Genomic DNA, 18235 nt, shown 5'->3' on the forward strand with positions numbered 1-18235 from the left:
CGACCCTCCGCGGTCGGTGACCGGGACGATCGGGCGTGCTGGAGGGGCCTCAGGGTGCCTCGGGGATCAGCCCCCTCCTCCGTCGGACGGCGCCGGCGTGCCGGTCCCGCCGAGCTCCTGGTTGGCGGCGACCGCGCGGTTCAGGGCGTCGGCGATCCGGTCCTGCGCCTCGCCGTACGCGGCCCAGTCCCCGGCCGCCATGGCCTCCTCGGAATCGGCCACCGCGGCGTCCATGTCCGCGAGCGCAGCATCGAGCCGCTCCTGGGCGGAGCCGGACTCACCGGCAGGCGTCCCCTGATCGGCGGACTCGTCACCGCCGGAGGTGTCCTCCTCGCCCTCGGGAGAATCGACCGTGCCCTCGCCGGTCTCCGCGTCGACCGCACCGGAGGCGCCGTCGGGGTCGGAGACGGATGCGTCACCGGCGCTGGCTCCGGAGTCACCGCCGAAGACCAGGTCGAGGGCCTCGTCGAGCGTCGGCGCGAAGCCGATCTTGTCGCCGAAGGAGACCAGCACCATCTGCAGCAGCGGGTACTGCGTACCGCCGCCGGAGGCGGAGGACTGCAGGTACACCGGCTGGACGTAGAGCAGACCGCCGCCGACGGGCAGCGTGAGCAGGTTGCCGTTGATGACCTCGGAGTTGCCCGATTGCAGCAGGTTCAGCGCCTGGGAGACGTTCGGTTCCGAGTTGAAGGTCGCCTGCACCTGGCCCGGGCCGTTGACCGGGTTGGTCGGGGGCAGCACCAGGAGCTTCATGTCGCCGTAGCTGTCGGCCGGGTTGCCCGCGGTGTCCCCGGTCTCGGAGTCGACGGCCAGGTAGCCGGTGAGCACGTTCTGCCCCTGGGCCGGGATGTAGCTCGAGGAGAGGGTGAAGCGCGGGGTCTCCGTGCCCGGCATCTGCATCGTGAGGTACATCGGCGGCTGCGCCGCCTGCTCACCGGTGGTGCCGTCGGGGTTCTCCGGTGCCGGCTGGGTAGGATCCGGCGGGATCTGCCAGAAGTCCTGGGCGCCGAAGAAGTCGTCCGCCTGCTTGACGTGGTATGTGCCGAGCAGCTCGCGCTGGACCTTGAAGTAGTCCGCGGGATAGCGCAGGTGGCTCATCAGTTCGCCACTGATCTCGTCCGCGGGCTGCAGAGCGTCCGGGAACACCTCCTCCCAGGCCTTCAGGATCGGATCCTCCGTGTCCCAGGAGTACAGCGTCACGGAACCGTCGAAAGCGTTGACGGTGGCCTTGACCCCGTTGCGCATGTAGTTCGCGGTGCGTTCGCGGTTCTGCGCGGAATCCGCGGGGTCGGTCTGCGAATCGTTGATCGTGCTGTCGAGGTCGACCGTCCGCGAGTACGGGTACTGATCGGTCGTGGTGTACCCGTCGACCACCCACACCAGTTCGTCGTCGACGACCGCCGGATACATCTGGGAGTCCAGCGACAAGAACGGAGCGACCTCCTTCACCCGGTCCTGCGGGGCACGGTCGTAGAGGATCTGCGACTCCTCGTTGAGGTAGTCGGAGATCAGGATGTTCGGATCGCGGAACTTGATCGAGTACAGCAGCTGGTTGAGGAAGCCCCCGACCGCCGGCCCGCCGTCTCCTTGGAAGGTGTTGTTGACCTGCTCCCCCGCGTTCTCGCCGTCGGTGCCGGACTGGTAGTCGAACTCCTCGGGGTCGTGGCCCTCGGGAGCGCCGACGATCGAGTAGTCCGGGGAGTGGCGCCCGAAGTACACCCGCTCCTGGTACTCCCCGAAGGCCCCCTCGCCGGGGACGCCGGACTGCAGGAAGCTCGGCTCCCCGTCCGCGTTGCGGCGGTTGCCGTAGGCGGCGGCGGTGCCGTAGCCGTGGGTGTAGATGATGTGCTGGTCGACCCAGGAGCGGGAGGACAGGTCGAACTTGTCCGGGCGCAGCTCACGCACGCCGATGACGGTGTCCTGCAGCTCGCCCTCGATCTCGTAGCGATCGACGCTGAGCACGTCCTCGAAGCCCCAGTACCGACGGTTCGCCTCGCGCTGCTCGAAGGTGGGCGAGATGATGTTGGGGTCCATCAGCCGGATCTGCGCGGTGGTCGAGGCATCCTCGCGCAGCGCTCCGGGCTCGGCGTCGGTGGTCGCCGTGTAGGAGACCTCCTCGACATCATCGATGTTGAAGGCGGCGCGGGTGGCGTCGATATTGCGCTGGATGTACGGCTGCTCGAGCGTGCGCTCGTTGGGCTGGACCTGGAACTGCTGGATCGCCCACGGGTAGAGGTTGCCCACCGCCAGGGTCGACAGGATCATCAGACCGGCGCCGATGGCGGGGATGCGCCAGTCGGAGCGGAAGATCCACAGCACGAACAGGGCGGCCACGACGATCGCGGAGATCGCGAGGATCGTCTGGGCGGGGAGGATCGCGTGGACGTCCGTGTAGGAGGCGCCGTGGAAGCGGTCGTGCTGATTGACCAGCATGTCGTAGCGCTGGAACCAGTGGCCGGCGCCCAGCACCAGCACGTAGATCGCGGCCAGCACTCCCAGGTGGCGGCGGGCCGAGCGGGTGACCTCGAGGCCGCTCTCCTGGCCCCAGGCGACTCCCCCGTAGATGAAGTGGCCGATGAGGGCGCCGACGATCGCCACCAACAGGACGAACTGGCCGAAGGAGACGAACAGATCGATCACCGGCAGGGTGAACACGTAGAACCCGACGTCGTTGCCGAAGACCGGATCGGTCTCCCCGAAGCTCTGCGGGTGCATGAACAGCTGGACGTCCTGCCAGCTGCGGGAGGCTGCCAGGCCGCCGAAGGCACCGATGATCAGCGGGGCAGCGATGGTCAGCCCTCGGCGCAGCGGGTCCACCGCCGAGCGGAACTGCTCGAGGGCCTCCTGCTCACGGGTGACCGGCGGGTAGATGGGGCGCTTGGTGTACGCGATGCGCAGGCTGAAGAACAGCGGGATCGCGAACAGGAGGAACCCGAGGACGAACAGGACCGCCTGCGTGACCCAGCGGACGACGAGCACGTCGGTGAACTCGAGCTGGTCCATCCACAGGTACTTCGTCCACACCTCGGAGGCCACGACCAACAGGATGACCAGTGCCGCGACGACGATCGCCGCGATGGCCAGCGGTGAGAGCCTCCTGGGCGTCGATGAGCTGGAATCAGGGGCCGGTCGCGGGCGCGGCCGGGGTGTGTCGCCGAGGGGGGCGGAGAAACTCACGGATAACCTCGGGTGCCTCGATGTCGAAGACGCGGCGGTTCCTGCGGCCTCGCAGGGGTCTTTCCGGTCTCCGGGTACAGTGTGGTGCCGCAGTGCCCAGCACTGCGGCCCCTCCATTCTGTCAGGTCAACCTGTAAGGGACCTCTCGATCCGATGACGACTCCCGAAACGGACCCGCTCGACGCCCCGACCGCCGCGCTCGCCGCCGCCGTGCTCGAGGTGGCCCGGCACCTCGAGGGCGAGCAGCTCGGCGCTCCGCGATTGTTCGCCCTGGCCCGCAGCGCCGCGCTGATGGCCACCTCGCCGTCGCTGGCCGCCCTGCTCGGCGCCGACGCCTCCGGGGACCAGGAGCCGGATGCCCTGCACCTGACTCCGATCGATCTGGACGACGGGTCCGGGGTCGGCGGCTCGGCCGATGGAGGCGATCCGCTGGCCGCGCTGCAGAGCGTGCAGTGGCCGGACCTGGCCACCGGCGGGGCGATCGCCTGTGATCTGGCCCCGTCCTCGTGGAGCGTGCGCGCCGAGGACGAGGGCGCAGCGCCGCCGGAGGCTCAGGGACTGCCGGAGGGTCGCCCCCTGCGTGTGGTCGTCGCCGCCCTCGCGGACGGCACCACCTGGTCGGCGGTGCACCGCGGTGCCGGGCACGGGTACGTCCTCGGCGCCGCGCTGCTGCCCGACATATCTGCGGCCCTCCTGCAGACGCTGCAGGCCGCGGACTGACCCGTCAGAACGCCGGGGCGAACTCGTCGTCCTCGCTCTGCTCGTCCGTCAGCGGCGACGCTGTGACCTCCTCCTCGTTCCGGGAGAGAATCACCCCCGACTGCGGATCGTGCTCGGGGACGTCCTCGGCCTTCAGGGGGCGGGCGAAGGACGCGGCCCCGAAGGTGAGGTCATGGCCGAGCGCCTCCGCCTGCAGGGTCAGCGAGTGGCGCGAGGTGCCGTCGTCGGCGACCCACTCCGAGAGGCCGAGCCGTCCCGTGACCACCAGCGGGTTCCCCTTCTTCACCGAGGTCAGCAGGTTGCGGGCCAGGGCCTTCCGGGTGAAGACCGTGATGAACTCGGTCTTGCGGTCGGCGAATCCGCTGGTGGAGGAGTCGTAGTAGCGCGAGGTGACCGCGACTCGCACGCTCGCGGAGACGGTGCCGTCATCGTGCTGTCGCGGCGTGGGGTCCGCAGTGGCGTTGCCCATCAAGGTCGTGTGGATGTCCCGCATGGCGGTGTCCTTCCTGAGGTGCCGGGGCTTCCGGCCTCGGCGCCGTGCCGAGGATCCCCACCGTCCCCGGGCGTCGGTCCCGGGGCCAGGACGGGGCCGGGATTGTGGACGAGCGGGCTGTGGGGAGGAAGGTCCATCGGTGACTCGGTCCGCCCCCTGACCGCACCGAACAGAAGGTCCCTGGCCGCACCGAACAGCCGGTCCCTGAACGCGACGAGCGGCCGGTCCCCGGGGCGGGGACCGGCCGCTGCGACGGTCGAGGCCGGGACGAGCCGGCCACGACCTGGGGTGCGTTTCAGGCCTGAGGGGCCACCAGCGAGGCGCCGACGGTGCGGGCGTTCTCGAACCGCTTCTGGACATCGGCCCAGTTCACGATGTTCCAGATCGCCTTGACGTAATCCGCCTTCACGTTCTGGTAGTCCAGGTAGAACGCGTGCTCCCACATGTCCAGCTGGAACAACGGGATCGTCGCCACCGGCACACCGTTCTGCTGATCATAGAACTGCTCGATCACCAGGTTCCCACCGACCGGCTCATAGGCCAGGATCGCCCAGCCCGACCCCTGGATCCCCAGCGCCGCCGCCGTGAAATGAGCACGGAACGCGTCGAAGGACCCGAAGAACTCATCGATCGCGGCCGCCAGCTCACCGGTGGGCTTGTCGCCACCCTCCGGCGAGAGGTTCTTCCAGAAGATCGAGTGATTCGTGTGCCCACCAAGGTTGAACGCCAGATCCTTCGAGAACTGATTGATCGCCCCGAAGTCCTCCGACTCCCGAGCCGCCGCCAGCTTCTCCAACGCCGTGTTCGCACCCTTGACATAGGTCGCATGGTGCTTGGAGTGATGCAGCTCCATGATCCTGCCCGAGATCGAGGGATCCAGCGCCCCGTAGTCGTAGTCGAGATCCGGAAGCGTGTAGTCCGCCATGGCAGTCCCTTTCGATAGACGGTCGGTCGTGCTCGCGCGCTCCGTCGGCGGAGCGCAACGCCTCCATCCTTCCACCTTTCGCCGGTCCTGGCACGGGCGCATCCTCCCTGCCGTCGGCTCCGGCGCGGGCGCATCCTGGCCGATCCGCCCCGCGCATGCCCTGCTCGCGGGATGATGGCCCGGTGAGCACATCTTCCGCTGCTGCGCTGCCCACGAGCCTGCACCCGGCGACCCGGGACTGGTTCTCGAGCGCGCTGGGCTTCCCCACGCCGGTCCAGCTCGGGGCGTGGGAGGCGGTGTCCGAGGGCGAGGACGCCCTGGTGATCGCTCCGACGGGCTCGGGCAAGACCCTCGCGGCGTTCCTGCGGGCTCTGGATGATCTGATGTTCTCCCCCGGCTCTCGGGACTCCGCGGGCTTCCCGGGCTCCCCCGCGGCCGCCGGTTCCTCCGCTCCCGACGCCCCGGAGGGAGCGCGCCCGGGGCAGCGGCCCGGCGAGCGCACGCGGGTCCTGTACATCTCCCCCATGAAGGCCCTCGGGGTCGACGTCGAACGGAACCTGCGTCGGCCTCTGGTGGGGATTCCCGACCACGCCGCGGCGCGGGGCGATCAGGCGGCGCCGGTGCGGGTGGGCGTGCGCTCCGGGGACACCTCGCCCGCGGAGCGCCGGCGGCTGGTCTCCCACCCGCCGGACATCCTGATCACCACTCCCGAGTCCCTGTTCCTGATGCTGACGTCGGCCGCGCGGGAATCCTTGGTCGACGTCGAAACGGTGATCATCGACGAGGTCCACGCCGTCGCGGGCAGCAAGCGGGGCGTGCACCTGGCCCTGTCGCTGGCCCGGCTGGACGCGCTGATCACCGGAGCGGGTACGAGCCCGCCGAGGCGCCGACCGCAGCGGCTGGGACTGTCGGCGACGGTGGAACCACCCGAGGAGGTCGCGCGGTTCCTCTCCCCCACCGGGGGCGCGGCCCGGGTGGTCGCCCCGGCCGGGACGAAGCAGTGGGATCTCGGGGTGACGGTGCCGGTGCCGGACATGGACGACGTCGTCCCCCCGTCCGACGCGATCGACGACGAGGACGTCGAGGGCACGCTGTGGCCGCACGTCGAGCGGGCCGTGCTGGCCGAGGTCGAGGCACATCGCTCGACCCTCGTCTTCACGAACTCGCGCCGCCAGGCGGAGCGCCTGACCGACCGGCTGAACGCGCTGCACCGTCGGCGTGGACCGCGACGCGACGTCGTCCCGAGCCCAGAGAGCGAGAGCGACGTCGGCCCGAGAGCCGACGAGGCGGTCGAGGCAGCCCCGAGCGGCGAGGCGGTCGAGGGCGCCGCGGACGACGGCGGGCCCGCGGAGGTCGCCCGGGTGCATCACGGCTCGATGTCCAAGGAAGCCAGGCGACAGACCGAGGACCTGCTCAAGGCCGGGGTGCTGCGCTGCGTGGTCGCGACGTCGACCCTCGAGCTGGGGATCGACATGGGCGCGGTCGACGCCGTCGTACAGGTCTCCTCCCCCTTCACCGTCGCCTCGCTGCTGCAGCGGGCGGGTCGGGCCGGGCACGGGGTCGGGGACGTCTCGCGAGGGCGGCTCCATCCGCTGCACCCGCTGGATGTCGTCCACAGCGCTCTGATGGTGCGCGAGGCGCGGGCGGGCCGTCTCGAACCGCTCGAGGTGCCGCGCAACGCGCTGGACGTGCTGGCCCAGCACACGCTGTCGGCCGCGGCGCTCGACGACCTCGACGTCGCGGACTGGCTGGAGGTGGTGCGTTCGGCCGCCCCCTATGCCGAGCTGCCGCGCAGCTCCTTCGACGCCGTGCTGGACATGCTCAGCGGCCGCTATCCCTCCACGGCGTTCTCCGAGCTGCGCCCGCGGCTGGTCCACGACCGCTCCCGCGGGGTGCTCAGCGCGCGGCCCGGTGTGCAGCGCCTGGTGGTCACCAACGCCGGCACCATCCCGGACCGCGGTCTGTTCCCGGTGTTCCTGGCCGCCGGGGCGGAGCAGGCCCGGCGGGTCGGCGAGCTCGACGAGGAGATGGTCTACGAGTCCCGGCGCGGGGACGTGATCACGCTGGGCACCTCCAGCTGGCGGATCGAGGAGATCACCCACGAACGGGTGACGGTCTCCCCCGCGCCCGGATTCTCCGGGCGGATCCCCTTCTGGCACGGCGACGGGGCGATGCGCCCGGCGACGCTCGGCCGGGCCATCGGCGCCTACCTCGATCAGCTCGCCGGCCAGGACGCTTCCGAGCGCGAGCAGGATCTGGTCGAGCTCGGCCTGGACGAGGACGCCCGCGCGCAGGTGCACCTGCTGCTGGATCGGCAGCTGCAGTCCGCCGGGGTGGTGCCCGGCGGCTCCCGCCTGGTGCTCGAGCGCTTCGTCGACGACCTCGGGGACTGGCGCATCGTGGTGCACTGCCCGTTGGGCCGGCGGGTGACGGCCCCGTGGGCGCTGGCGATCAGCGACCGGCTGCGGGAGGCGGGCACCTCTCAGGTCCAGGTCGTCGCCTCCGACGACGGGATCGTGCTGCGCCTGCCGCAGGGCTCTGCGGCCCCGACGGCCCAGCTGGTGCTGTTCTCCTCCGAGGTCATCGAGCAGACCGTCCAGCATCTGGTGGGCTCCTCCGCCCTGTTCGCGGCGCGCTTCCGGGAATGCTCGGCCCGTGCCCTGCTGCTGCCGCGGCGCGTGCCCACCTCTCGGGCGCCGCTGTGGCAGCAGCGCCAACGGTCCGCGACCCTGCTCGACGCCGCCCGGGACCACGCGGACTTCCCCATGATGCTCGAAGCGGCCCGGGAGTGCCTGCTGGACGAGTACGACCTCCCGGCCCTGACCCGCCTGCTGTCCGAGCTGGAGAGCGGGCGCGTCGAGGTCGTCGAGGTCGACGTCGACCAGCCCAGCCCCATCGCCCGCGCGGTCATGTTCGGCTACGAGGGGCAGTTCATCTACGATGCCGACGCCCCGCTGGCCGAGCGGCGCACTGCGGCGCTGACCCTGGACCAGTCGGTGCTCGCCGAGCTGCTGGGCACCGTCTCGCTGCGCGAGCTGCTGATGCCCGCGGCGATCGCACAGGTGAGCGCGGATGCGCAGCTGCTGAGTCCCGAGCGGGCGATCCGCGACGGCGAGGATCTCGCCGACGCGCTGCGTCGCCTGGGGCCGTTGACTCCCGCCCAGGTGCTGGCCCGCTTCGACCCGGCCGACGGGACGACGGATCCCCACGCCGCGCGGACGGCCATCGCCCAGCTCACGACCGCCGGCCGCGTGCTGCCGCTGCGCTGGCACGTGGAGGACCATCTCGCGCTGGTCGAGGAGGTGGGGATGTGGCGCGACGCCGCCGGCGAGCAGGTGCTGCCCCGCGGGGCCGAGGCATCGCTGGACCCGGCGGTCCTGGGGCAGGTACCGGATGCCGCAGAGCAGGTGGTGGCCCGCTGGGCCCGCGGCCGCGGCCCCTTCACCGTCGAGGAGCTGATCGAGGACCTGCCGCTGCCGCCGGCGACGGCGCACGCCGCCCTCGCGGGGCTCTCGGCCCGCCGGGTGCTGGCCAAGGGTGCCTTCCTGCCGGGGCGGGAGAGCGAGGAATGGGTCGATGCCGGGATCCTGCGGCGCATCCGCCGCGTCTCGCTGGCCGCCGCCCGGCAGGACATCGCGCCGGTGACGCCGGAGGCGTTCACCGCCTTCACCCTGGACTGGCACGGGATCGGCGGGACGGTCGGCGGGCAAGGGCCGGTCGACGAACGCGGACCGGCCGGCGGGCAAGGGCCGGTCGACGAACGCGGACCGGCCGACGGGCACGGTGCAGCCGAGCATCGCGACGGCGCGAGCGCCGAGGACGCGGGCGAGGCGCTGGCCGATGTCATCGACCAGCTCACCGGGATCGAGGCGCCGCTGGATGTGTGGCGTGATGATCTGCTGCCGGTGCGCCTGGGCCCGTCGGCGCCGCGTCTGCTGGAGGACGCGCTCGGCCGCGGCGAGGTCCTGGTGACGGCCCGCGGCAGCGGGTCCACGGAGCCGCTGGTCCGCCTGCACCTGGCCGACGCCGTGGCTCTCGGCCTCGACCGGGAGGAGGTCGACGGTGCCCGAGCGGTCTTCGCCGAGGATTCTCTGGCCCGCCACGTGCTCGAGGCGCTCGAGGATGCGGTGGGCCCGGTGCGGTTGCAGGACCTGGCCTCCGCCGTGCGACGACGCCGCGGAGAGGAATCGCTCTCCCTCGCTCAGGTCGCCGACGCCCTCCAGCAGCTGGCCCTGGCCGGCCTCGCGTCGCCGGATTCTCTTGCCGCCCTGCCGGGGCGCTCCCCTGCTGCGCGTCCCGCCTCCACCCCTCGTCGGCGTGGTGGATCGGCGTCGCGGCGCGGCCGCCGCGGTGCGGCACGCCTGTCGGCCTCCCTTCTGCGCGCGGAGACCGAGGACTCCGCGCTCGCGTCGCTGACCGGTCCGGCGGCGCTGGGCAGGTGGAGCGCGGTACGGGTGCCCGCGGTGGACCCGTCGGCCCGTCGTGCAGCACGCGTCGCCCTGCTCGTGGACCGTCACGGGCTGCTCACCCGCGGCGCCGTCGCGAGCGAGGGCGTCCCCGGGGGCTGGTCCTCGGTGTTCCGGGAGCTCGCCGACCTCGAGGACTCCGGCGCGGTGCGACGCGGCTACTTCGTCGAGGGCCTCGGGGCCGCTCAGTTCGCCCAGACCGCTGCCGTCGACCGCGTCCGGGCCGCGCCCTCGCAGGAGAGGACCGTCGTGCTCTCGGCGATCGATCCCGCCTCGCCCTTCGGCTCGGTCCTGTCATGGCCGGACCCGGGCAGCGGCAGCAGACCGCAGCGCCGAGCAGGGGCCCACGTCGTCGTGGCCGATGGCCGGGCCGCCGCCTACCTCGATGCCGGCGGGAAGTCGCTGCTGTGGTGGTCGCCGGCGGAGGCCGAGGACGAGGTCGCCTTCGCCCTGGCCGCGACCGCCTCCGCAGGACGGCTCGGCCGGATCTCCCTCGAGCGGGTCGACGGCCTCGCCCTGACGACCGCCGAGGCGAAGCAGCCCTCGTCGATGCGACGGGCCGTCCAGGCGCTGCAGCGGGCAGGGTTCACCCGTTCTCCGCGGAGCCTGCGCTTCCACGGGCGCTGAGGTCCCGGTGGCGGTGCGGGCGACCGCAGATCCTCGGTAGACTCGTCGGCCGTCAGCCCCCATAGCTCAATGGATAGAGCAACGGCCTTCTAATCCGTAGGTTGCAGGTTCGAGTCCTGCTGGGGGCACCCGAACAGCGTGTCCACTGCCGCAGCACGTTCGTGACCCCTCAGGGACGGGCGCGGACGCGCGCATGAAGAAGTCCCTGCTGGGACAATCACCGTTCGGGCTATCGCGGAGCACGAGCAACCCCGACAACCCGGAGAACATGCCGCCACGGACTAGACGACGCTGGCGACCGGCCGGGCTCGGGCATCGGGCCACCCTCACCCCCGATGCTCGTCCGCGGTGGTCGGCCGCGACGGGCCGGTCAGTGCTTGCCCTCGGCGAGCTCCTCGACCACCTTCGCGCAGAAGGCATCGAGGTCGGCGGGGCTCCGGCTGGTGACCAGGCCGTTGTCGACGACGACCTCGCTGTCCTCCCACTGGGCACCGGCATTCTTCAGATCGTTCGCGAGCGAGTGGTAGCTGGTGAGCTTCCGCCCCTCGGCGACACCGGCGTCGATGAGGACCCACGGTCCATGGCAGATCACGCCGACCGGCTTCTGCTGGTCGAAGAAGCTGCGGACGAAGCGCAGAACGTCCTCGTCGACGCGCAGAGCATCCGCGTTCAGCGTGCCACCGGGCACGATGAGACCGTCGTAGTCGACCTGGTCCGCCTCGGCGATCGGGACATCGACGGTGAAGTCGTCGCCGTACTCCCAGTCGCCGTGCATCGCCGTGAAGCTGCTGTCCGACGGAGAGACGAGCACCGTCTGAGCGCCGGCATCCTGTACTGCCTGCCATGGCGCCGTCAGTTCGACCTGCTCGACTCCGCGGGTCGCGACGAACGCGACCTTCTTACCCGAGAGCTGTGCCATGTCTGTGCTCCTCTCCGGCGGCCCCGAGGCCACCTTCACACGTAGGAGTCCCGACCGTAGTAGCAGATGATCGCCACCGCTAGCCTCGGGATGCCAGGAGGGTGTGGCCCCCACCGGCGGACTGCCGACCGATCGATCGGCTGCTCGCCGTGGACCGCCGATAGTCTGTCCCGGTCGCCTCGCAGTGTCCTCGAATCCCAGGGCGAGGCGACCCCTGGGAAGGGACGCCCTCATCCTTCTACGGCGGGATGATGGCACCTGCCACCGGCAGCCCGTCCGGCCATGGGTCAACGCCGACACGACCGGACACGACAAGCGCCCCCGCTCCGAGTGGCGGGGGCGCTTCCTCGCGTACGGGTCAGCTGTGGGCGGCTATGCGGTGGACTCGCGCATCCCCGACATCTATCGCTTCCCCGACCTCCATGCGGTCGAGGCACCAGCGCAGGTGCCAATGCGGCTCGCGGTCAGCATTCGCATACCCGTGATCGAGCAGATGATCGGCAACCGGACCGGTCAGAGGGAACTCGACCTCCCCGTCGGGGGTCTCCACGATGAACTCCGCGGTGGCAAGCATGCACGCGATCATAGGCGAATCAGTGCGTGGCCGAACGTTCGTGGGCATGGACTGCACCGACGCTATGTGGTCGTGCGGACCAGATGCGGCGGGACGCGAGGTCGTCGACACTGCGCGGGGACAGATCGCACCGGCGACAGCGCAATGGGTCAGGCCGATCACGTCATACTGGAGCCGCTGCCGTCCCCGACCCGTCAGGATCCGCCCGCATGCTGAAGTTCCTCACGATCGGCGCGATCGCGCTGCTGCTGGTGCTCCGGCTGCTGCGCACCCGCGTCGGGGCCCGCCTGCTGGGCGCATCCGTGCGCGTGATGACCTTCGTCTATCTCGCGGTGCTGGTGATCACGGGGATCGTTGCGGGACTGCTGGAGCAGTGGGTGCTGCTGGGGGTCGTAGTCCTGCTGATGGTGCTCAGCGGTCTCGAGGAGCTGCGCCGCCGCGCTCGACGGCCCGCGGACGTCGCCCCGCGGTCCCGCCGCTGACCTCGATCGTCCCGCGCCGTGGAGAGATCTCGGCAGGCGAGCCGGGCTCCCTGACCTGCAGGTGCTCCCAGACTGTCCCCGCGCTCGTCATCATCGCCCGGGCCTGCTCCGCGTCGACGTCCGGGAGGCGGAAGGCGCCGCTGCCGCCCGCCGACGTCGCCACGACGGTGCCCAGGCCCGCTCGCCGCTGGAAGGGCGAGCGGGTGAGAATCCAGCCCAGCACGTCATCCCGCCCCAGCACATCGGTGCGGCGGAAGAGGGATCCCTTGCGCAGCGCGACGTGGCGGTCGGTCACCCGGTGCCCCAGCCCACGGGAGTTGTCGCGGGCGAGCACAGCCGTGACGAGGGCGAGGACGACAGCGGTGAGGGCCGGGATCCACCACAGCGACGGCAAGACCAGAGCAGGGATCACGGCGAGGACGACCCCGGCCGCGGTGAGCATCCCGGCGCGCAGGAACCGCTTGCGTCGCGCCGCGGGCGGGTGGGGACGCAGAGCGTCGGGCACCGGGGCACCGAGGATCGTCCCGGCCACCTCTGCACCGACCGCTCGGGGCGCGGCGGGCACCAGCGCCGGCGACTGCGCGTTCTTCTGGTCCCCCTCCGGGGCCTTCACGCCGACGGCGATCACATCGAGCCGGGCACCGCCCGCTCGGCGCAGCCCCAGCGGCTCGTGCAGCGTCACTCCCCGCAGCCGGTCGCCGTCGAACACGGTGGACCGGCTGACCAGCAGGCCGCGCCGCAGATCGAGGGACCCGTCCTCATGCCGTCCGAGCCGATACCCCCACCAACCCTCGACATAGACCGCGAGAGTGCCGACGGCCCCGATCACGACGGCGCCCACGATCAGCACCAGAAGCAGGACGAGCAGGGGGACCGCTCCCGCCGACGTCCCGAGCCAGGCGATCAGCACGGGCACCGCCTGGAACCAGTCGAAGACCTGGAGGACGACACCGTAGGCGGCCAGGCCGATCGCCCCGGTGGCCAGGGAGCTGATCCGGACCGCGCCCCGGGCGGATGCGGTGGACACCGAGATCGTGGCCAGTCCGAAGGAGCGCTGGAGCGGTCCCCGATCCAGGTCGACGGTCTGGATGCGGGACAGCGGCGCCGCGCGCCACTCCTCCCACAGCAGCCCGGTGCGACTGTAGAGCGCGTCGTCGGTCGCCTCCCAGCGGTGGATCCGCCACCGCACCCGGGGCACCACCAGCGCCAGTGGGATGGCGAGCACGAGCAGCACCAGCGCCGCGCTCAGCAGCCACCAGCGGGCGGGTCCGATGAGCAGGCCGAGCAGGGCGAGGGTGAGGACAGGAACCACGGCCCACAGCACGGTCTGGGTCGCCCACCAGGCGCGGCACCGAGGATCGACCCGATCTCGGGGCGGTCGCAGGCCGAAGCCCGCGGTTCCCGGTGCCGACGCAGCAGGCTCGGTGGTGCCGGGCCGGAGGAGGTCGGCGCGGGACGTCGTCTCCGTCGGCGGTCTCGGCGAACCGGAGGCGGGAGGCGAGGTCATGGCGGCTCTCGATCGATGAGCGGTCCCACGGGTCGGTCCACCACGGTACCGGCCCCGCTCTCCTATGACGAGAGCCGAGGCGCCTGATCCCGGCCGGTCCTCAGAGCTCGCGGCCGTGCCGCGAGGACCCCTCGTTCCACTGGGCCACCCATTCCGGCAGCTGACGGTGATCGGGCACCGGACCGGCCAGGTCCAGCACCTCCTCCATCGGCACCGAGCCACCGGACCTGCGCAGGAAGCGGGCCCGTACGACGGCGTCGGCCACCACCTCGCCGTCGCGGCGGAAGACCTGCTCCATGTAGACCTAGCGATCGTCGTGCCCGAGGACGCGGGACGCCAGGTCGAAGCGCTCCCACAGCTGAAAGGACCTGCGATAGGTGATGCTCTGCCCGGCCACCACCGGGTACCAGCCCTGCTCGGTGATGCGTCGCCAGAACCTCGACCGCAGCATCAGGTCCATGCGGCCCAGATCCATGAGGGTGAGGTAGCGGCCGTTGTTCATGTGCCGCATCACGTCGAGGTCCGAGGGATTGACCCGGAACCTCACGCGCGAGGTGTCCCACAGGCTCGGGCGGCTGCGGAAGCGCACGCGGATCATGAAGACCAGCAGGCGGAAGTACAGGTTCACGGCGGTTCCTCCCCGGGCGTCGGTGACTGCCTGGTAATCACTGCCGGAGCTGGAGGGACGCCCGAGTGAGGCGTCCGCGCACCTCCCGTCGGCCACGAGGAGACCATCGGGCCCGCGGGCTCCCGCCGCGGACCGCGCCGACGACGTCCTGGGAGCTGTCGCGATACTGTGGCCCGGTGACTTCCAGCTCCTCCCGCGCCCTCAACGACCGCATCATCTGGGTCGACTGCGAGATGACCGGCCTCGACAAGCAGCGCGATGCGCTCGTCGAGATCGCCGTGCTCGTGACCGACGCCGATCTGAACATCCTCGGGGACGGCGTCGACGTCGTCATCAAGCCACCGGCCGATTCGCTGGAGGGAATGGATCCCTTCGTGGTGAACATGCACACCGTCTCCGGCCTCCTCGAGGAGCTCGACGACGGGGTGACCCTCGAGCAGGCGCAGGAGCTGTGTCTTCAGTACGTGCGCGAGTTCTGCCCCGAGCCGGGCAAGGCACCGCTGGCCGGCAACAGCGTCGGCACCGACCGGGTGTTCCTGGACCGGGACGTGCCCGAGCTCGCGTCCTGGCTGTCCTACCGCACCATCGACGTCTCCAGCTTCAAGGAGCTCGCCAAGCGCTGGTTCCCGCGGGTGTACTACAACATTCCCGCCAAGCACGGCGGGCACCGGGCCCTGGCCGACATCCGCGAGTCCATCCAGGAGTTGAAGTACTACCGGGAGGTGCTGCTGGTCGACGAGCCCGGGCCCACCACCGCCCAGGCGCAGGCGGCCTCGCGCACCTTCGAGCTCTCCGCCGAGCCGACGCCCGGCGCAGATGTGCCCGCCCCGGGCCCCTACGTCCCCTGGCTGGATCGCGCCTCCCATCGCAGCTGGCTCGAGGGCGAGGGCGATGAGCTGCTCGTGTTCGGCTCCGAGTCCGTGCGCGAGGACGGCGGCTTCGCCTGGCTCGACGAGAACGGCGCACCGGACCTCTCGCGCCCCTCCGAGCTGTGGATCACCTGCCGGATGACGCACAGCTTCGCGCTCGGCCATCTGCTGGGCCGGCCCGACTTCGGGCGCTTCGCCGATCACGGCATCGCCTCGCTGCGCGGGGTGTTCCACGACGGCGAGCACGGCGGCTGGTTCGCCTCGGTCGCGGCGGGCAGGCCGGTCGACGACTCGAAGCAGGCCTATGCGCACGCCTTCGTGGTCCTCGCCGCGTCCTCGGCCGTCGCCGCCGGCAGGCCCGGTGCCGCCGAGCTGCTCGACGAGGCGCTGACGGTGCTGGATCAGAAGTTCTTCGACGAGGACGCCGCGATGAGCGTGGACACCTTCGACCGTGCCTTCGGCGCGTGCGAGGAGTACCGCGGGATCAACGCGAACATGCACACGGTCGAGGCCCTGCTGGCCGCGGCCGACGTGACCGGGCAGCGGCGCTGGCTGGATCGCGCGGTGGGCATCATGACCCGGGCGATCGACGAGTTCGCCCGCGGCAACGACTGGGCGCTGCCCGAGCACTACGACACCTCCTGGACCCCGCTGCTGGACTACAACCGCGACGAGCCGAACCACCCGTTCCGCCCCTACGGCGCGACGATCGGGCACTGGATCGAGTGGGCCCGCCTGGTCCTGCACGGCCGGGCCGCGCTGATCACCGCCGAGGGTGAAGCCCCGGAGTGGATGCTCGAGGCGGCCACGGCGCTGATGGAGAAGGCCGCCGCGAGCTTCGGGGCCGACGGAGAACCCGGTTTCGTCTACACCGTGGACTGGGACGGCACCCCCGTGGCGCGCGAGCGCATGCACTGGGTGGCCGCCGAGGCCGTCGGCGCGGCCGCGGTGATGCACCAGGTGACCGGCGAGCGGATCTGGGCCGAGCGCTACGAGCAGTGGTGGGAGTACATCTCCACCTACCTGCTGGATCCCGGGACGGGCTCCTGGTTCCACGAGCTCGACGCGGACAACGAGCCGCAGGGCGTGACCTGGCCCGGGAAGCCGGACATCTACCACGCCTTCCAGGCGACGCTCATCCCCCGCCTGCCGGTGGCGCCGACGCTGGCCGCGGCACTGCGCGACGGGCTGCTCGACCGGGATCTCTGAGCCGATCGACCTGCCTCGGGTCGCGGCGACCCAGGACGGATCGCGGCATACCGAGTGCGACCGTGGGGACCCCTCCTGCGACGTGAGAGGTGCCCGCGGTCGCGCTCGAGGAGTCAGCGGGGCGCCCGAGGACCGGAGGTCAGCTGCCGAGGCGGTCCACCGCGGCCTCGAGCCGCTCGACCTTGCCCTCGATCTCCCCCTCGTGCCCGGGACGGATGTCCGCCTTGAGCACGAGGGAGACCCGGGAGCCGTAGCGTGCCGCCTCGGCGGTCGCGCGCCCCACGACGTCCATGACCTCGTCCCACTCCCCCTCGACCTCGGTGAACATCGCCGAGGTGCGGGTGGGCAGGCCGGAGTCGCGCACGATGCGCACGGCGGCGGCGACCGCGTCGTGGACGCTCGCGCCATCGGCCCCGTCATCGAGGGTGCGCACGAGCGCGGGATCCGAGGGTCGGCCGGTGGGCTGAAGGGAGAATGCGGCGATCATGAGACCAGTATCCTCCTTCGGAGCAGATGCAACACGTCTCACACTCTCCCCGGGTGCTCCCCGGGCGAGAACTCCCCGCGGAGCCGGTATGCTTGTCTCTCGTTGCGGGTCGTGATCCGCGCATGGTGGTCGTAGCTCAGTTGGTAGAGCTCCTGGTTGTGGTCCAGGCGGTCGCGGGTTCAAATCCCGTCGATCACCCCAAGAAACGCCCTGGTGACAGGGCGTTTTTTGTTCCCCTGTCGGTGGTGCGGACCACGTTCCGGACTACAACCCGACACGAGGCCTCCCCCATGACCTCGATCAGCCGCCGCCAGAGAGCCGAGGGACCCACTGCGTGGCGCGTGCAGTACCGCGACCCCGGCAACCCCACCCCCACCACCGCGACGTTCGACGACGACGAGACCGCCGCCAGGTTCGGGACCCTCGTCGACCGACTCGGCGAAGGGCGTGCGACTCCCGAAGCTCCCCCAGCGGATCCGCTGATCATCACCCGCGACCAGGACGAGGCGATCCACAAGGCGATGCCGGCCGAGTATCAGCCGCTGGTGACGGCACTGCAGTGGCGGAACATCACGGACGGAGACCCGCCGAGGGTGACGATCCGGCGGGCATGGACGAGGGGGAAGAAGGGTGCATGGGCGGTGGAGGGGCTGCCGAAGACGGATGCGTCGCATCGCAGCTTCACGGTGCCGCAGAAGCTGATCGACGAACTCGGCGACCGGCGTGGCTCCGCCGAGCTCGCGTACCCGAACCGGGCCGGCACCGCGATCACCCACTCGTCGGTCGCTCTGCCGACCGTTGAAGTGTGCGCCCTGGGCCTAGTACTCCCCGTCGATGTCGTTGAGGTCTGCACCACCGTCGAACGGGTCCGGTTCGAGATACGCGTCGGGATCGTTGTAGTCGATCTCATCGCTGCTGTGTTTCGCGCTGGGCGGCTGCTTTTCTGCAGGCTCGTCGCACTCTTTACCGGTGGTCATATTTTCAACATATGCGTCGGATCAGACAGTCGAGACCACGTATGGCAGCTCGTGACCCATTCGCCACGCGACCGTCACCGGTCCGTGACGTGACCTGTCGGTAACCCCACCTCACCTGCACGCCCTCGACACCACTGTCGGGGGTTCTTCTCATGCCCCCGGACAGACAAGGAGC

Annotated in this window: 14 protein-coding genes and 2 tRNA genes; 7 read left to right on the forward strand and 9 right to left on the reverse strand. The window is 71.0% G+C overall.

Going from position 1 to position 18235, the window contains the following annotated elements:
* Positions 1-66: 66 nt before the first annotated feature.
* A complete protein-coding gene (locus BH708_RS05840) occupies positions 67-3177 on the reverse strand; it encodes a UPF0182 family protein (protein ID WP_076807337.1) in 3111 nt (1036 codons plus the stop codon).
* A gap of 153 nt (positions 3178-3330) precedes the next feature.
* On the opposite strand from BH708_RS05840, the gene BH708_RS05845 reads away from it, so the two are divergent.
* Complete coding sequence (locus tag BH708_RS05845) at positions 3331-3897, forward strand: PPA1309 family protein (RefSeq protein ID WP_076807339.1); 567 nt, start codon at positions 3331-3333, stop codon at positions 3895-3897.
* 4 nt (positions 3898-3901) lie between these two features.
* Here BH708_RS05845 and BH708_RS05850 read toward each other — a convergent pair whose 3' ends face one another.
* The gene (locus BH708_RS05850) at positions 3902-4390 is read right to left on the reverse strand and encodes a single-stranded DNA-binding protein (protein ID WP_076807341.1); all 489 of its coding nucleotides are present in this window, start codon (positions 4388-4390) and stop codon (positions 3902-3904) included.
* Between the two features lie 295 nt (positions 4391-4685).
* Positions 4686-5315 (reverse strand): superoxide dismutase, encoded by a 630-nt coding sequence (locus tag BH708_RS05855; RefSeq protein WP_076807342.1) that lies wholly within the window; start codon positions 5313-5315, stop codon positions 4686-4688.
* A 182-nt stretch (positions 5316-5497) separates the two neighbouring features.
* Between BH708_RS05855 and BH708_RS05860 the strand changes: the two genes are divergently transcribed.
* On the forward strand, positions 5498-10408 hold the full coding sequence (locus BH708_RS05860; RefSeq protein ID WP_253705487.1) for a DEAD/DEAH box helicase: 4911 nt from the start codon (positions 5498-5500) through the stop codon (positions 10406-10408).
* A 55-nt stretch (positions 10409-10463) separates the two neighbouring features.
* Positions 10464-10536 (forward strand) — tRNA-Arg (locus tag BH708_RS05865).
* Between the two features lie 242 nt (positions 10537-10778).
* On the opposite strand, the gene BH708_RS05870 is transcribed toward BH708_RS05865, so the two are convergent.
* The gene (locus tag BH708_RS05870) at positions 10779-11327 is read right to left on the reverse strand and encodes a type 1 glutamine amidotransferase domain-containing protein (RefSeq protein WP_076807346.1); all 549 of its coding nucleotides are present in this window, start codon (positions 11325-11327) and stop codon (positions 10779-10781) included.
* A 358-nt stretch (positions 11328-11685) separates the two neighbouring features.
* Positions 11686-11901 carry a hypothetical protein gene (locus tag BH708_RS05875; protein ID WP_157235771.1) on the reverse strand — a complete coding sequence of 72 codons (216 nt, stop codon included), beginning with the start codon at positions 11899-11901 and terminating at the stop codon, positions 11686-11688.
* A gap of 209 nt (positions 11902-12110) precedes the next feature.
* Here BH708_RS05875 and BH708_RS05880 point away from each other — a divergent pair, with 209 nt between their 5' ends.
* Positions 12111-12383 (forward strand): hypothetical protein, encoded by a 273-nt coding sequence (locus tag BH708_RS05880; protein ID WP_076807350.1) that lies wholly within the window; start codon positions 12111-12113, stop codon positions 12381-12383.
* Here BH708_RS05880 and BH708_RS05885 read toward each other — a convergent pair.
* The 3 genes from BH708_RS05885 to BH708_RS20275 form a co-directional block, all read right to left on the reverse strand.
* Positions 12313-13695, reverse strand: coding sequence for a PH domain-containing protein (locus BH708_RS05885; protein ID WP_216639504.1), 1383 nt, complete (start codon positions 13693-13695; stop codon positions 12313-12315). The genes BH708_RS05880 and BH708_RS05885 overlap by 71 nt on opposite strands.
* A 295-nt stretch (positions 13696-13990) precedes the next feature.
* Positions 13991-14188, reverse strand: a complete 198-nt coding sequence (locus tag BH708_RS20270; RefSeq protein WP_253705488.1) for a hypothetical protein — start codon at positions 14186-14188, stop codon at positions 13991-13993.
* Between the two features lie 6 nt (positions 14189-14194).
* The gene (locus tag BH708_RS20275; protein WP_253705489.1) at positions 14195-14518 is read right to left on the reverse strand and encodes a thioesterase family protein; all 324 of its coding nucleotides are present in this window, start codon (positions 14516-14518) and stop codon (positions 14195-14197) included.
* A 176-nt stretch (positions 14519-14694) separates the two neighbouring features.
* Here BH708_RS20275 and orn point away from each other — a divergent pair, with 176 nt between their 5' ends.
* Positions 14695-16596 (forward strand): oligoribonuclease, encoded by a 1902-nt coding sequence (gene orn, locus BH708_RS05895; RefSeq protein ID WP_076807353.1) that lies wholly within the window; start codon positions 14695-14697, stop codon positions 16594-16596.
* A 139-nt stretch (positions 16597-16735) separates the two neighbouring features.
* On the opposite strand, the gene BH708_RS05900 is transcribed toward orn, so the two are convergent.
* Positions 16736-17083: a thiamine-binding protein gene (locus BH708_RS05900; RefSeq protein WP_076807355.1), complete on the reverse strand. Its 348-nt coding sequence runs from the start codon at positions 17081-17083 to the stop codon at positions 16736-16738.
* Between the two features lie 125 nt (positions 17084-17208).
* Here BH708_RS05900 and BH708_RS05905 point away from each other — a divergent pair.
* Together BH708_RS05905 and BH708_RS05910 are read left to right on the forward strand one after the other, a co-directional pair.
* Positions 17209-17284, forward strand: a tRNA-His gene (locus tag BH708_RS05905).
* An 89-nt stretch (positions 17285-17373) separates the two neighbouring features.
* Positions 17374-18153: a hypothetical protein gene (locus tag BH708_RS05910; protein WP_076807356.1), complete on the forward strand. Its 780-nt coding sequence runs from the start codon at positions 17374-17376 to the stop codon at positions 18151-18153.
* The last annotated feature ends 82 nt before the right edge of the window (positions 18154-18235 follow it).

Source organism: Brachybacterium sp. P6-10-X1, from assembly GCF_001969445.1.
Taxonomy (GTDB): domain Bacteria; phylum Actinomycetota; class Actinomycetes; order Actinomycetales; family Dermabacteraceae; genus Brachybacterium.

What these genes read in the sequence shown, in the direction of transcription:
- BH708_RS05875 (WP_157235771.1), bottom strand. Translation starts at nt 11,901, where the DNA reads ATGCTTGCCACCGCGGAGTTCATCGTGGAGACCCCCGACGGGGAGGTC.
- BH708_RS20270 (WP_253705488.1), bottom strand. Translation starts at nt 14,188, where the DNA reads ATGGAGCAGGTCTTCCGCCGCGACGGCGAGGTGGTGGCCGACGCCGTC.
- BH708_RS05850 (WP_076807341.1), bottom strand. Translation starts at nt 4,390, where the DNA reads ATGCGGGACATCCACACGACCTTGATGGGCAACGCCACTGCGGACCCC.
- BH708_RS05845 (WP_076807339.1), top strand. Translation starts at nt 3,331, where the DNA reads ATGACGACTCCCGAAACGGACCCGCTCGACGCCCCGACCGCCGCGCTC.
- BH708_RS05910 (WP_076807356.1), top strand. Translation starts at nt 17,374, where the DNA reads ATGACCTCGATCAGCCGCCGCCAGAGAGCCGAGGGACCCACTGCGTGG.
- BH708_RS05855 (WP_076807342.1), bottom strand. Translation starts at nt 5,315, where the DNA reads ATGGCGGACTACACGCTTCCGGATCTCGACTACGACTACGGGGCGCTG.
- BH708_RS05880 (WP_076807350.1), top strand. Translation starts at nt 12,111, where the DNA reads ATGCTGAAGTTCCTCACGATCGGCGCGATCGCGCTGCTGCTGGTGCTC.
- BH708_RS05900 (WP_076807355.1), bottom strand. Translation starts at nt 17,083, where the DNA reads ATGATCGCCGCATTCTCCCTTCAGCCCACCGGCCGACCCTCGGATCCC.
- BH708_RS05870 (WP_076807346.1), bottom strand. Translation starts at nt 11,327, where the DNA reads ATGGCACAGCTCTCGGGTAAGAAGGTCGCGTTCGTCGCGACCCGCGGA.